Genomic DNA, 13686 nt, shown 5'->3' on the forward strand with positions numbered 1-13686 from the left:
CCCGAAGTTATCCCAGTCTTATAGGCAGGTTGCCCACGTGTTACTCACCCGTCCGCCGCTAATCTCAGGGAGCAAGCTCCCATCGATTCGCTCGACTTGCATGTATTAGGCACGCCGCCAGCGTTCGTCCTGAGCCAGGATCAAACTCTCCGAAGAAATGTTTGACTTGCTCATTTGCTTTTTTGATAGTGTGTGCTCACTTAAAATTTAACGTTGGCGCTTTGTTTTGTTCAGTTTTCAAAGAGCAATAATGGAGCGGGTGAAGAGAATCGAACTCTCATCATCAGCTTGGAAGGCTGAGGTTTTACCACTAAACTACACCCGCATTTAATTTTAAAGTATTTTCAGAAAGAAAGAATGGTCGGGAAGACAGGATTCGAACCTGCGACCCCTTGGTCCCAAACCAAGTGCTCTACCAAGCTGAGCTACTTCCCGTAAAATATGGTGCGCCCGGCGGGAGTCGAACCTACAACCTTCTGATTCGTAGTCAGATGCTCTATCCAATTGAGCTACGGGCGCTAATTTCTATGATGTTTTTGGTGCGGCCGAGAGGAGTCGAACCTCCACGGGGTTTCCCCCACTAGGCCCTCAACCTAGCGCGTCTGCCATTCCGCCACGACCGCGAAAGCGACTTTGTAAGTTTAACACCTTTTCAACTTGATGTCAAGAAGAAAAATATCAGTGCGGGTGAAGGGACTTGAACCCCCACGCCTTGCGGCGCCAGATCCTAAGTCTGGTGCGTCTGCCAATTCCGCCACACCCGCGAAAATAAATGGTGAGCCATGAAGGATTCGAACCTTCGACCCTCTGATTAAAAGTCAGATGCTCTACCAACTGAGCTAATGGCTCTAAATAAAAATGGCTGGGCTAGAAGGGATCGAACCTTCGCATGACGGAATCAAAATCCGTTGCCTTACCGCTTGGCTATAGCCCAATAATTAAACACTAATTAACAACCAGGATAATATTATATCACGATAATATTTATTTAGCAAGTGTTTTTTTAAGAAAAAAATGGCGGTCCCGACGGGAATCGAACCCGCGATCTCCTGCGTGACAGGCAGGCATGTTAACCGCTACACCACGGGACCAGTATTTTGATTGTGTATAAGAAAGTGACCCATACGGGATTCGAACCCGTGTTACCGCCGTGAAAGGGCGGTGTCTTAACCGCTTGACCAATGGGCCTTGATATAAAAATATGTAACTGGCGGAGAAGGAGGGATTTGAACCCTCGCGCCGCTTACGCGACCTACACCCTTAGCAGGGGCGCCTCTTCAGCCTCTTGAGTACTTCCCCAAAAAAAATGGCTCCGCAGGTAGGACTCGAACCTACGACCGTTCGGTTAACAGCCGAATGCTCTACCACTGAGCTACTGCGGAATAATGAAAATTGGGTTCCTTTTTCACGCTCAAGGACCTTAGTGTTTGTCGTTAAGGACAAGTTGTTATCTTGTCGACTCTTATGATTATAAAGAGGTTGCAACCTAAAGTCAAGAGTTCTTTTATGTTTTTTTATTTTTTTGTTTTTTGCTCCTTAAACCCTTGGTAAATCAATGTTCCACGACATTTACCACAAACGAAACGGGTAGTGTCGATTCGTTTTTTTCTTATATATACCTGCTGACAGTCTTCACATTTATATTGAATTGTATTCATCTTTTTCTTTAATTGGTTAGATGGCAGCGGCTCGCAAAATCTCGGTGCCCCCACTTTTTTGAGTAAATGCTTAAAGTCCGCATCACGATGCTGGTACCCCTTCTTCTCGATGTGCAGATGGTAATGGCACAATTCATGCTTAATGATTCCAATCAATTCTTCCACACCGCGTTCATCAAGATACTTCTTATTTATTTCTATATTATGTGAACGGAGCAAGTATCGTCCTCCTGTTGTCCGGAGACGCGGATTAAAACTCGCTTGATGTCTAAAGGCCTTTTTAAAGTCTTTCAACGAAATTTCTTCTACTAGTTTTTGCAATTGACGATTATCCATTTCCCCCTCCCTTTCCTTGGTAACATGACAACCCATTATAACATAGACTAATAATACAATAGGAAACTAAGGGAGGAAAAGCTATGCCTAATTGGTTCCAGAATCAAATCCGCAAAGCCTTTTATGAAAAGGATTATTATCAAGTGAAGATGTTGAATCAATGTTGGTTTTTTTATCAAAAGAAAGAAAGTCTCAGATTATAGATTCGACATTGTTCCAAATATAAATACATCATTTCAAAAAAACCCCTTCTAATATAGAAGGAGCTTACCTTAGGCTAGCTTTGATCCTTTGGCTCGAGCATCGTTAAAGATACCCTTTGCTTTTGGGAGTCAACTAGTTCGACCCAGACTGTGACAACATCCCCAACGGCAACTACATCCAATGGGTGCTTTACAAACCGGTTGCTCAGTTTAGAAATATGCACCAGTCCATCCTGTTTAACACCGATGTCCACAAACGCACCAAAATCCACAACATTCCTCACTGTACCTTGTAACTCCATCCCAGTTTGCAGATCCTCCATTTTTAGTACATCCTGCTTAAGCAGCGGTTTTGATAACTCATCCCGAGGATCTCTTCCCGGTTTCATCAAATCATCGATGATATCTTTGATCGTAATTTCCCCAATTTCCAATTCATTGACCAAATCAGCTGGATTTAGCTTACCTAACTCTTCATTCAGTGCATCACTGCCTAAATCCTCTGATGTGAATCCCATTTTCTTCAATAATTTATTCACGGCACTGTAGTTCTCAGGATGTATCGCGGTTTGATCTAAAGGTTCATCTCCATTAATGATACGTAAGAATCCTATACATTGTTCATATGTTTTGGCACCAAGCCGGGGAATCTTCTTTAATTCCTTCCTGCTTTGAAATTTCCCTTCCACTTCCCTTTTCTTCACGATATTTTGAGCAACCGATTTTGATAAACCAGCTACATATTGTAAGAGAGACGATGAAGCGGTATTGACATTAACACCCACCTGGTTAACAGCTGTTTCCACTACAAAGGTGAGGGATTCCGTTAACTTTTTCTGAGACACATCATGTTGATACTGGCCTACCCCCACAGATTGCGGATCAATTTTAACAAGTTCAGCAAGGGGATCTTGAAGCCTTCTGCCTATCGAAACTGCGCTTCTCTGTTCAACTTGAAGATCCGGAAACTCTTCACGTGCTATATCTGAAGCTGAATACACACTGGCTCCCGCTTCATTAACAATGATATATGAAATGTTCCCTTTCACTTCTTTTAAAATATCTGCAATGAATTGCTCTGATTCACGTGATGCCGTTCCATTGCCGATTGCCACGATCTCAACCGAGAACCGCTGAAGTATATCGATCGTTTTTTCACGGGCAGCATGAAGTTTCGCAGCAGGAGGATGCGGATAGATTACACTGATATCAAGTACCTTTCCGGTTTCATCAATGACAGCGAGCTTACAGCCAGTCCTATATGCCGGATCTAAGGCGAGGACCACTTTCCCTTTAAGCGGAGGCTGCAAGAGCAGGTTCCGGAGGTTTTCAGAGAAAATGTGGATAGCTTGATCCTCAGCTTTTTCCGTCAGCTCTTTTCTGAGCTCCCGCTCTACAGAAGGCATGATCAAACGCTTAAGTCCATCCTCTATCGCAGATTTAAGAACAACTTGGGCTTCAGATTTGTTATTTTTAATGATTTTACGTTCCAGATAACCAACGATGACTTCAGTCCGGGGCTGAATGGAGATTCGCAAAACCTCTTCCTTTTCACCTCTATTCAGCGCCAACACCCGATGAGGTACGATTCTTTGAACCGGCTCCTCATACTCATAGTACATTTCGAAGATTTTTTTCTCGTCCTTCTCTTCATTTTTCACAGTTGAAATCACTTTTCCAGCTTTGAAAATTTCGGCCCTTATCCACTTCCTTAATTCTGCATCATCGGAAATATGTTCAGCTATGATATCCTGCGCACCTGCAATAGCCTCTTCAATAGAAGGAACTTCTTTTTCTGCCGATATGAATTCGGCTGCCTTTTCGCTGACTCGAGGATGCATTTGACATTCCAAAAGCCAATTGGCCAGTGGTTCAAGCCCCTTTTCTTTAGCAACTGTCGCTTTCGTTCTCCTTTTTTGTTTGAATGGCCTGTATAAATCCTCGACTTCCTGCAGTTTTGTTGCCTTTTCGATTTGTTTTGTTAATTCTTCCGTCAATTTCCCCTGTTCACCAATTGAACGAGTAACTTCCGCTTTCCTCTGGCCAAGGTTTTCTAGATAGTTCCATCTTTCCATAATGGAACGAATCTGCACTTCATCAAGCGAACCCGTCATTTCTTTTCTATACCGTGCAATAAAAGGGACAGTATTCCCCTCTTGCAGCATCTGTATGACGTTTTGAACTTGATGATTTTTCAAAGTCAGCTCATTGGATATTTGTTTTATCAATTCTTTTAATGTATCTTCTACAACGATCATTTTGTTTACCCCCAACCTTTTGCTCTAATATATATAGTCTAGCAAATGAGCGATGAAGTTGCGAATTCCATACAAAAAAGCTCACTTCCGAATTATGGCGAAAGTAAGCTTCCTAAAATGAAAGTTGTATCATCTGCAGTTAATGGACTGCTTTTTAATATGCATTGGGCGTTCTTATCGATAGGGACCAGCCTTTTTAAAAAAGACTTAGCTCCCTTAAGTTCCAAACCATCGGAATGAAGAATGAATTTAGCATTTGGTTCATATTTGTATCTTTGCGTCCTGTATTTTTGTTTCCTGCCGGATAAATACCCTGTAACAGGTAAGGGGTAAACGAGTTTATCGTCGTTTGGATTATACAGGAAAAAGCGGATGTTGCCCACTGAACTGTATACAAATTCATTCTTATCATAAAAGATTTTCAAAATGGAAACGGCTGCCCCCCGTTTATCGACTAAAACTTGATTGCACACTGCCATTAGTGCTTCCACATCCAACTCATGATTACGTTTAACTTCCTCGATGACGGCATGGGAGGAATCGTATGCATTTTTCCCGCTGCCTAGCCCATCTGCCAGGACACATACAAAGTATTCTTCCGTATGAAGAAAAAAGTAATCATCACCACAGTAAACCATCCCGTTTTTAGACGATTGTGAGACAAGGACTTCTATTTTTTCTCCCCTTAGAATATCTTTGATCACTGAATTAACTCCGAGTTTTCAGCATTAATGGCTTCTTGAAGTTTCTTGATCGCGCGGCGTTGGAGCCTTGACACATGCATTTGGGAAATCCCAAGCTTATCGCCAGCTTCTTTCTGGCTTAAATTCTCTAAATAAGTATGTTGAATGATCATCTTTTCACGGTCACTCAGCACATGAAGCACCTTTTCAAGCACAAGACGCTGATTGACCTTTTCAAAACCTTCATCGACATTTCCGAATATATCAAGCAATGTGACAGTGCCGCCATCAGAATCCGCCTCAATAGAATGATCCACGGATAAAGCTTGATAGCTTTTTCCCATTTCCATCGCCTCTAAAACTTCTTCCTCGGTCACGCCTATACTATCGGCTATTTCATCTATTCTTGGTGAACGGTGCAGAGTTGTCGTTAACTCCTCGACAGTCACCCTGATTTTCGGACCTAGTTCCTTAATTCTCCTTGGCACATGGACACTCCATGTTTTGTCACGAAGGAACCTTTTGATTTCCCCGATAATAGTGGGGACGGCAAATGCCTCAAAGCTCTTACCGAAAGATTCATCATATCGTCGAATGGCACCTAATAGACCAATCATGCCGACTTGGGAGATATCCTCCTGAAATGATTTCCCTTTCGCATACTTACGGGAGATTGTTTCAACCAAACTTTTATAATGGATGACGAGATTACTCTGCGCTTCTTCATCTTGATTCTGCTGGTAAGCTCTGATCCATTCATTTACCTGTTCTCTTTGTGCCTGATTAGGTTGAGACTGTTTTTGCATCCATCTCCACCTGCTCTCCTTCTAAAAACTTAGTCATAAATACAGTAACCCCATCATGCTGATGAATTTTTACATCATCCATCAAAGTTTCAATAAGGTAAAGACCCAAGCCTCCTTCTCTCAAAAGTTCGACTTTTTGTCCATTTTCGTATGGACCTAGCCCTTGACGAACCTCCTCGAAATTACAGCTCTTTCCACTATCGGAAACCATGACCTCCAAACGGTCAGGATAAAGGCCGAAACTTACTTTCACTTCACCTTTTTCAGAATCCTTGTATGCATGCTGTACCGCATTTGTACAAGCCTCACTGGTAGCGATTTTCAAATCCTCTATTTCATCATACGCAAATCCCATCCGGCTTCCAATTCCAGAAAGCGTTAAACGAATGACACCGATGAATTCTGGTTTTGCAGGTATTTTCATTTCGATGTAATCATATACTTGACTCATTCTAACCCACCCTCTGTACCACTTTTTATATCAATGATATCTGCAAGACCTGTTATATCAAATAAACGTCGTAACCTTTCCGATAATCCAACTAACGTGAAGTCGCCATTATGTGCCCTAACACTTTTAAAAGCACCGACAAATACCCCAAGTCCCGTACTATCCATATACGAAACTTCAGTTAAATCAATAGTAATCGAAACATTTTCCTGCTCTGAAATTGGAAATAGTGATTCTCTTAGTTTCGGCGCAGTATAAGCATCGATTTCACCTTTTAGTTTTACATTAAATTCAGTATTCAATTCATTAACATCTACTGTTATATTCATCCTTGACCCACCTCTTCAAATCCTCTTCATTCCTATATCTATACCCAGCAGTAACAATGCTAAACATTTGATTTTAAAATTATTAAAGTAAAATCATCCCTCAGTTGGAAGTTCTGCATTTTCTCCAATTGTTTATATATATTATTCACCATTTCCTGGGCTTGCAAATGCATATTTTTTTTAATCAAACCAATAAGCGTTTCCCTTTCTATGAACCCATCATTCGTGCGGCACTCCGTTACTCCGTCAGATAATAGAATGATCATGTCGCCACGATTCACCGTTTTTTCACATTGGCGATACCTTGTTTTTTTATCAACGCCAAGCAACAAGCCCTTTGCATCCAAATCGCTAAAAGTACCTGTAGCTGCGTCATAGTAAAATCCAGGTTCATGTCCGGCTGAAGCATAGGAAAATTGCCTGTCATGCGGATCATATAAACCATAGAACATGGTTATGAACATGCTTGGATCAACATTATGCTCCACAACCCGGTTCAAACTCTCAAGTACACTTTTCGGTTCATGACGATGCTCCGGAAGACTGTCCATCGCATATTTGATCATCGACATGCACAGCGCAGCAGGGATCCCTTTTCCTATGACATCGGCTATCCCAACACCTATACGCTCATTTTCATCCTGGACGAAGTGATAGTAATCCCCGTTCATCTGCCTCGCAGGAACACTGATCGCCCCAATTTCAAGAGCTTTGATATCAGGTATTTCCGTTTCCAAAAGAGTATGTTGAACGTTTGCCGCTATCTCGATTTCCGTTTTCAATTCCTGCTGTTGATGTCTGAGGCTTTGATGTTCACGGTATGCAATGCCGTAGCCCATCATGACTTCTAGCAGAAAATCGAAAGAATCCAGTACTTTTCCCGGTAATTCCGGGTAAAGTTCCATTAAGTTATTTTTATGCATACTTATGATTTCTTCTGGAGATATATTGTATTTGATATGTAGGCGGCTAATCTTCTGCCCTTGATAGAGTGCCTGCTCATTTTGGTCTTTAAGATAAGTAGAAAGCGCCTCATGATACTTTTTCTCCATGTTCTCCCTAATATCCATAGTCCCCCCCTAACGGAGCCATTTCGTCGCGATAATCTTAGTCCCTTCACCTGGTATCGATTCAATATCAAAGTCATCCATTAAACGTTTAGCTCCAGGAAGGCCTGCCCCCAGCCCCCCTGAGGTGGTATATCCATCTTCCATGACTCTGCGGATATCCTCAATTCCCGGCCCTTGGTCTTCTGCAATGATTTTCAATCCTGACTTCCCATTTATATTTAGCTTTTCTATGCTAACACTGCCTTGTCCAGCATATAGGTATATGTTTCGGGCCAATTCGCTAATGGCCGTTGTGATTCTGGCCTGGTCTACAGTACCGAACCCCAACTCTTTAGCGACATTTCTTCCGAGCTGCCTTGCAGCTACGATGTCCCATTCATTTATGATTTTTACGCAGGATTGGAACTCCATTCTTTAATCCCCCAATTCCTGTTGTAATTTCTCCAGGCCTTTCTCTAAGTCTAATGCTGTCAGAACATCATCGAGACTAATTCCTAGTTCAATCAATGTTATTGCAACAGCAGGCTGGATTCCCGTAATTACAACTTTGGCCCCCATAAGCTTAGACATGCTAAAGACATCGCCTAATACCTTTGCGATAAAAGAATCAATAAAATCTATTGAGGTAATATCTATAACTACGCCATTCGCGCTTGTTTCATGAATCTTATGCAGTAAATCCTCTTGAAATTGGAGCGCTGTCATATCATCCAATTCCCACTGTATAGAGACTAACAAGCAGTCATAAAGCTTTAATATCGGAATCCTCATCCTTATCCCTCCACCTTTACGATCTTACGGCTCGTTAATTCCAAAGCAACTTCTATCCCTTTTTTCAATGTATTTTTTGTAATCACTTCATTTAAATTAATGCCAAGATTAACGATGGTTTGAGCAATTTCAGGGCGGATGCCGCAAAGTATGCATTTGGCGCCCACTAAGCGGACTGCTTCTGCCGCTTGAATGATATGGTGGGCAACCATGGTATCCACGACCGGCACGCCCGTTATATCAATCAGAACAACTTCAGATCTATGCTTAACCACGCCGGTCAGCAGGTTTTCCATTATCTGTTTGGCACGTTCTGTATCTATCGTACCAACCAAGGGCATGACCGTAATGCCTTCCAATACGGGAATGAGCGGTGCCGAAAGTTCTTGCAACGCTATTTTTTGCATGGAAACGGTTCTTTCCCAAGTTTGGGTATATATATTGACTATTTCATTATTTATCGGTGTCGCCCATTTATCCAAATGGTTAACAAGATTGACTTGATTATCCGGAGTAACGAGACCCTTTTCCACCATTCCATTTATGACAATTAATGTGAATTTATGAAGTCCTTCATTGACGAAAGTAAGAGGCCATCCCAATTGGACGACTTTCTCGGCAAAATCTGAAAGCTTCAATGTGAATTCCTTGTTTTTACTATCAACATTCGTGATGATCATATCTATAAATTCACTGCTCGTTTGCGTGAACATTTGATCTGAGACGACTTTAATTAATCTTTCGTCCGTGCTTTCCTTCATGATGCCCATCCACTCAGTAAGGATGTAATCTTGATTTCGCTTAATAAAATCGTAAACCAATTGATTCATAATATCCTCCCATTCTAACACAATTGCTATGCTTCCCCGTTCACGTCACAAGGATGTTAACTAACTGTAATGTTATGCCATTTGGATTTCCTTAGAGGCTTTTTTTAGGTATTTACAACATAACTATATACCCGAAATTCAGGTAAGAAAAACATCATTCCAAGAAAAGTTTGGAGGATACTATAAAAAACTTTCAAATATCTTATTGTATACTGTTTTTATTCGTCAAATTTTTCATATTTCCTGCTGTATACTTTTTGGATATGTTTATGTTATTTGACAAAAAAAACACGATTCCCACAGTACAGGAATCGTGCCATCTAAATAATATCAAGAATGATTTGTATTATAATAACGCCCGGTTTAACGGGAAAAATTTTCTTTAAAACTCAATGAGGCCTAAACTTATTTGCAAAGCTTCATTGACTTTTTGCATCATCGGTTCGTCAAGATGCGTAATTTTATCAGTTAAACGCTGCTTATCGATTGTCCGGATCTGTTCTAATAAAATGACGGAATCCCGTTCGAATCCGTACTTTTTTGCATTAATCTCAACATGTGTAGGCAATTTCGCTTTTTGAATTTGAGCTGTAATGGCTGCCACGATCACAGTCGGACTAAAGCGATTACCAATATCGTTTTGTAAAATTAGTACCGGACGGGTTCCACCCTGCTCTGAACCGACTACCGGGGAAAGGTCTGCGAAGTATACGTCACCACGCTTAACAACAATCAATGGCTCAGCCTCCGCTAACTAATCGTTCAACGCAATGACCAGCCTCGAATTCAGCCTGGAAGGCTTCAGAAGCAATCGTTAAATTAATGGCCGCCATTTCAATATAACCGCGTTTCATCGATTCACGAAACTCTTTCTTTTTACGTTCGCGAAGATACATTTTTGTGGCACGATAAATAAATTCACTGCGATTCACATTTTCCTCACTCGCATACCCGTCTAACTCTGTTAAAAAATTTTGAGGTAATCGAATTAATATCTCTCTTGTTGCGCTGGATTCAGACACAAACATACACCTCCACCATCACTACACACCTTTATTATATATCCTTTTCAATATTACCATTAAAATGCCTATCTGCAAAGAGTATATTCTATTCTCAATCCTATTATCAGCATAATAAAGGAAATCTTATTCACAATCTTAGGATTTTTTTACAATCCGCTCATTCCAAAATGAAGTTGCGTACATGATTCACCTGATTGTCTTTCATATATATGCGGGGCACTCTTGCTCCTATCATGCATGTCACCTCATAGTTGATCGTTTCCAGTTTTGCCGCTATCTCATCGACAGTAATCGATTCATCTCCATCATTCCCGATTAATGTGACCACAGTTCCTACAGGGTATGGTCCAGGCAGCTTGATCATGCATTGATCCATGCAAATCCTTCCGACTATGGGCACTCTTTTTCCATCCACAAGAACTTCCTGACCTTGCAGCTTACGGATCCAGCCGTCAGCATATCCGATTGGCAAAGTTCCAATCCATTCATCACCTTCAGCCGTATAAGTCGCTCCATAGCTAACGCTTTCACCCTTAGCAAGCTGTTTAACCGCGACCATCTCCGTTCTCAATGATATAGCCTGTTTTAATGGAAATGGCAATATCGGCTTCATCTCCATGGAAGGACTCAAACCATACATGGAAATCCCCATTCTTACTGCATTCCATTCTGAATCGGTGAACCTTAGAGAAGCTGCACTATTGGCTGCATGAACATATTCCGGCTTTCCCGTCAATTCGGAAAGCATCCCTTTAAAAAAGGCAAGCTGCTTTTCATATAAGTCCGTCTTCATTTCATCCGCAGTCGCGAAATGAGTGAATATCCCTTGGAAATTGAAACAAGTTTCCCTCTTAAGCAAACTTTCCACTTTCATGAGTTGACCTTTATCTCGAATGCCGATTCTCCCCATGCCGCTATCCACTTTTACATGGATTTGCAAAACTTGTCCCGGTTTCAACAAATCCTTCGCCTTCTCCAACCATGCTTCATCGAAAACCGTCACGGAAATACCATGCTCGGCAGCAAGCGCTGCACTTTCAGGCCTAGAAGCCCCAAGGACAAGAATCGGAGCCAATATACCTTTATTCCGTAGGGCAAGAGCTTCATCCAAAAAAGCTACACTTAAAAAATCCGCCCCCGCATCAAGCGCCGTTTTAGCCACTTCATAGTCCCCGTGGCCATAAGCATTGGCTTTGACGACAGCGAAAAGACTAACGCCCTTTTTCAGACTTTTTTTCATTGAAGAGATATTTTCAAAAATATTATCCAAATTTACTTCTGCCCACGTATCTCGATGAAATACTTTCGTTTCCAAGACCTTTTCCTTCTTTCCTATACTCACCATAAAATTCTTCCCAGTAGCGAAGTTTTCGTTTCATTATAGGACCATTCTATAACCAACCGCTAGAAAGATAAAGTGCTTTTTCACCTTGATCCTCATTTCCCGGCTGCCAGCCTAAATCAAATAATGGGTTAAAAAAGGTCAACAAGCCGCTTCCCCGCCTATCCTTCCCAGAAGAAAACCTTCGTAAGGAGACGGGAAACATCAGCTTGTTATGTAATCCTATTTGACTGGATCTTCCCCAACCGAACGGGCGACTTCTATCATCTCTTCCTGTGACAAATCCTTTGATGCTAGCATGTAATCGACACCTTCAAAAGTCCATGCAATCGTATTTCCCGTCATTGCCCCGACAGTATAACCCAAATCAACAGGTTCTCCATTCACATTCGTCGAAACGGAAGTTTGGACTACCTCAGCTTTTTCCTGAACTAATGTAAAACTTTTTGTACCCTCATAGGTCAAAACGACACGTTCTCCCTTTTCCGTCGTAATTTCTTTTTCTTCCGTTAAATTCATATCGCCAATATTTTCAGGGTATTTCACTGCAAACCCCTCATTTTGGACTTCTGCCATAACGGGAGCTTCAAGTTGTGCACTTGTCATGTTTTTCTTCATGTCAAATGAATCTTTATCAAAACTCGTATCGAATTTTACTTTTGAGAATTCAACAAGAACCAAAGCGGTCCTATCAGGGTCCATGACTTTTACACTGACTGGGGATAAATCCTTTTTGTTTATAGTAATCTCTTGATATGGCAACATTTTATTGTTTTGGTAGCGCGTTTTCGTTTCAAAGACATAGTGTTTATCCGTTTCTTTATATGTTGCACTTTTATCTTCCGTAATGTCTTTCACCAACGACTCGAACAAATAGGCCTGACTGCTGTTCTCCGGCCACTCGCTTTGAAATTTAAAACTTTTATTCAAAGCAGGCGTCAAAACGTATACACCATCATCATTTTTCAAAATCATCTGGCTTTGATCTTTCTCTTCATTTTTCAGATTCACGCGGTAAAAAGAAGGGTCCTTATGCCAAATCTCCACATTATACACTTGAGGTTCCGTCCCCATCTTTAATGTCATCTTCGCGTTAGCTTTATATCCTTTCATTTCACCAAGCTTCTCATTCAATTCACTCACTACGTCACTCTGCGATTTTTGGCCGCAAGCAGAAAGAGCAAGCAAGAGCATGATCCCTGCAAAAAGCATTACCATCTTCTTCATCTTTTCAACCCCTTTTTGTCATTTGAACGTAAAAGGGAGAGGAAAAGGCAGGATCCGGACATTGGCTCGACTGATGTCTTAAATTCCTCAGTATTTTAGACAGGACCATTTCTCGATCCGGCTAAAAACTTTTCGAGAGCACCTACTCTGCCATGTACCTTTTACCGGGCCTTGTCTCCCTATAGCACTAAATGTATATGAGACAACCTTAAGGTTTATGACCCGATTGGACAAAACTCCACTCACCCTTCAATTACGACTTGAGCAACCGCATAATCCCTGCTATGGCTAATCGAAAGGTGGACCCCTTTAGAAAACGGCTTTGAAATCACCGGCTTTCCTTTATCATCCGAGATGATTTCAATATCCAAAAAGGATAAGTGCTTACCGATCCCTGTACCGTTCGCTTTAGAAAAAGCCTCCTTTGCCGCAAAACGGCCAGCAAAATATTCGACCTTCCTTCTTCCATTTAACTTTTCGAAAATCAAGATTTCACTTTCCGTCAATATACGCTCCTTTAAACGGGGTTGCCGATTAATCAATGTTTCCATTCTATCCAACTCAGTAATGTCCACGCCTATACCTTTAATCACTTTGACACCTCTTCTATTAATTTAATAAGTTGCATATCATTAGGAGGACTCTTTTACCTGAAAATGATAATATTGTATCCAATTAAAAACGATATATAGGAGGA

16 protein-coding genes, 11 tRNA genes and 1 rRNA gene are annotated in these 13686 nt (G+C 41.3%); 1 reads left to right on the forward strand and 27 read right to left on the reverse strand.

What is annotated here, in order from left to right:
• The 13 genes from AC1DVB_RS13600 to AC1DVB_RS13660 all read right to left on the reverse strand — a co-directional run.
• Positions 1 to 156: ribosomal RNA gene (locus AC1DVB_RS13600) — 16S ribosomal RNA — on the reverse strand; the annotation flags it as partial.
• A gap of 95 nt (positions 157 to 251) precedes the next feature.
• Positions 252 to 325: transfer RNA gene (locus tag AC1DVB_RS13605), tRNA-Gly, on the reverse strand.
• A gap of 33 nt (positions 326 to 358) precedes the next feature.
• A tRNA-Pro gene (locus tag AC1DVB_RS13610) sits at positions 359 to 435 on the reverse strand.
• 7 nt (positions 436 to 442) lie between these two features.
• Positions 443 to 519, reverse strand: a tRNA-Arg gene (locus tag AC1DVB_RS13615).
• 18 nt (positions 520 to 537) lie between these two features.
• Positions 538 to 623 (reverse strand) — tRNA-Leu (locus AC1DVB_RS13620).
• 59 nt (positions 624 to 682) lie between these two features.
• Positions 683 to 764, reverse strand: a tRNA-Leu gene (locus tag AC1DVB_RS13625).
• Positions 765 to 773: 9 nt separating this feature from the next.
• Positions 774 to 849 (reverse strand) — tRNA-Lys (locus AC1DVB_RS13630).
• Between the two features lie 10 nt (positions 850 to 859).
• Positions 860 to 934: transfer RNA gene (locus AC1DVB_RS13635), tRNA-Gln, on the reverse strand.
• A gap of 81 nt (positions 935 to 1015) precedes the next feature.
• A tRNA-Asp gene (locus tag AC1DVB_RS13640) sits at positions 1016 to 1091 on the reverse strand.
• A 25-nt stretch (positions 1092 to 1116) separates the two neighbouring features.
• Positions 1117 to 1188: transfer RNA gene (locus tag AC1DVB_RS13645), tRNA-Glu, on the reverse strand.
• Between the two features lie 20 nt (positions 1189 to 1208).
• A tRNA-Ser gene (locus AC1DVB_RS13650) sits at positions 1209 to 1299 on the reverse strand.
• Positions 1300 to 1307: 8 nt separating this feature from the next.
• Positions 1308 to 1382: transfer RNA gene (locus AC1DVB_RS13655), tRNA-Asn, on the reverse strand.
• 132 nt (positions 1383 to 1514) lie between these two features.
• Complete coding sequence (locus AC1DVB_RS13660) at positions 1515 to 1994, reverse strand: SprT family protein (protein WP_063574480.1); 480 nt, start codon at positions 1992 to 1994, stop codon at positions 1515 to 1517.
• Positions 1995 to 2077: 83 nt separating this feature from the next.
• Here AC1DVB_RS13660 and cmpA point away from each other — a divergent pair, with 83 nt between their 5' ends.
• Complete coding sequence (gene cmpA / locus AC1DVB_RS13665; protein ID WP_089364909.1) at positions 2078 to 2197, forward strand: cortex morphogenetic protein CmpA; 120 nt, start codon at positions 2078 to 2080, stop codon at positions 2195 to 2197.
• Positions 2198 to 2271: 74 nt separating this feature from the next.
• On the opposite strand, the gene AC1DVB_RS13670 is transcribed toward cmpA, so the two are convergent.
• The 14 genes from AC1DVB_RS13670 to acpS form a co-directional block, all read right to left on the reverse strand.
• Positions 2272 to 4455, reverse strand: coding sequence for a Tex family protein (locus AC1DVB_RS13670; RefSeq protein ID WP_454862446.1), 2184 nt, complete (start codon positions 4453 to 4455; stop codon positions 2272 to 2274).
• Between the two features lie 92 nt (positions 4456 to 4547).
• Positions 4548 to 5159 (reverse strand): PP2C family serine/threonine-protein phosphatase, encoded by a 612-nt coding sequence (locus AC1DVB_RS13675; RefSeq protein WP_222620049.1) that lies wholly within the window; start codon positions 5157 to 5159, stop codon positions 4548 to 4550.
• Positions 5156 to 5944 (reverse strand): RNA polymerase sigma factor SigB, encoded by a 789-nt coding sequence (gene sigB / locus AC1DVB_RS13680; protein ID WP_034306363.1) that lies wholly within the window; start codon positions 5942 to 5944, stop codon positions 5156 to 5158. Before sigB ends, AC1DVB_RS13675 begins: the two co-directional genes overlap by 4 nt.
• Entirely contained in the window at positions 5922 to 6395 is a 474-nt protein-coding gene (gene rsbW, locus AC1DVB_RS13685) for an anti-sigma B factor RsbW (RefSeq protein ID WP_034306366.1), read from the reverse strand. The genes sigB and rsbW overlap by 23 nt, the downstream gene beginning before the upstream one ends.
• Entirely contained in the window at positions 6392 to 6724 is a 333-nt protein-coding gene (locus tag AC1DVB_RS13690) for an anti-sigma factor antagonist (protein ID WP_230134889.1), read from the reverse strand. The genes rsbW and AC1DVB_RS13690 overlap by 4 nt, the downstream gene beginning before the upstream one ends.
• A gap of 59 nt (positions 6725 to 6783) precedes the next feature.
• Positions 6784 to 7794 carry a PP2C family protein-serine/threonine phosphatase gene (locus tag AC1DVB_RS13695; RefSeq protein WP_230134888.1) on the reverse strand — a complete coding sequence of 337 codons (1011 nt, stop codon included), beginning with the start codon at positions 7792 to 7794 and terminating at the stop codon, positions 6784 to 6786.
• Positions 7795 to 7803: 9 nt separating this feature from the next.
• Positions 7804 to 8205, reverse strand: coding sequence for an anti-sigma regulatory factor (locus AC1DVB_RS13700; RefSeq protein WP_048682056.1), 402 nt, complete (start codon positions 8203 to 8205; stop codon positions 7804 to 7806).
• 3 nt (positions 8206 to 8208) lie between these two features.
• Complete coding sequence (locus AC1DVB_RS13705) at positions 8209 to 8565, reverse strand: STAS domain-containing protein (RefSeq protein ID WP_034306376.1); 357 nt, start codon at positions 8563 to 8565, stop codon at positions 8209 to 8211.
• Between the two features lie 2 nt (positions 8566 to 8567).
• On the reverse strand, positions 8568 to 9395 hold the full coding sequence (locus AC1DVB_RS13710; RefSeq protein WP_034306378.1) for an RsbT co-antagonist protein RsbRA: 828 nt from the start codon (positions 9393 to 9395) through the stop codon (positions 8568 to 8570).
• Positions 9396 to 9777: 382 nt separating this feature from the next.
• Entirely contained in the window at positions 9778 to 10128 is a 351-nt protein-coding gene (locus AC1DVB_RS13715) for a type II toxin-antitoxin system PemK/MazF family toxin (RefSeq protein ID WP_034306610.1), read from the reverse strand.
• A gap of 7 nt (positions 10129 to 10135) precedes the next feature.
• Positions 10136 to 10417 carry a CopG family ribbon-helix-helix protein gene (locus AC1DVB_RS13720; protein ID WP_034306380.1) on the reverse strand — a complete coding sequence of 94 codons (282 nt, stop codon included), beginning with the start codon at positions 10415 to 10417 and terminating at the stop codon, positions 10136 to 10138.
• Positions 10418 to 10577: 160 nt separating this feature from the next.
• Positions 10578 to 11765, reverse strand: coding sequence for an alanine racemase (alr, locus tag AC1DVB_RS13725; RefSeq protein ID WP_477589601.1), 1188 nt, complete (start codon positions 11763 to 11765; stop codon positions 10578 to 10580).
• Between the two features lie 219 nt (positions 11766 to 11984).
• A complete protein-coding gene (locus tag AC1DVB_RS13730; RefSeq protein ID WP_053537120.1) occupies positions 11985 to 12989 on the reverse strand; it encodes a LolA family protein in 1005 nt (334 codons plus the stop codon).
• Between the two features lie 242 nt (positions 12990 to 13231).
• Positions 13232 to 13582, reverse strand: coding sequence for a holo-ACP synthase (acpS, locus tag AC1DVB_RS13735; protein ID WP_034306384.1), 351 nt, complete (start codon positions 13580 to 13582; stop codon positions 13232 to 13234).
• Between the last annotated feature and the right edge of the window lie 104 nt (positions 13583 to 13686).

The organism is Peribacillus sp. P4_D6 (genome assembly GCF_056401795.1).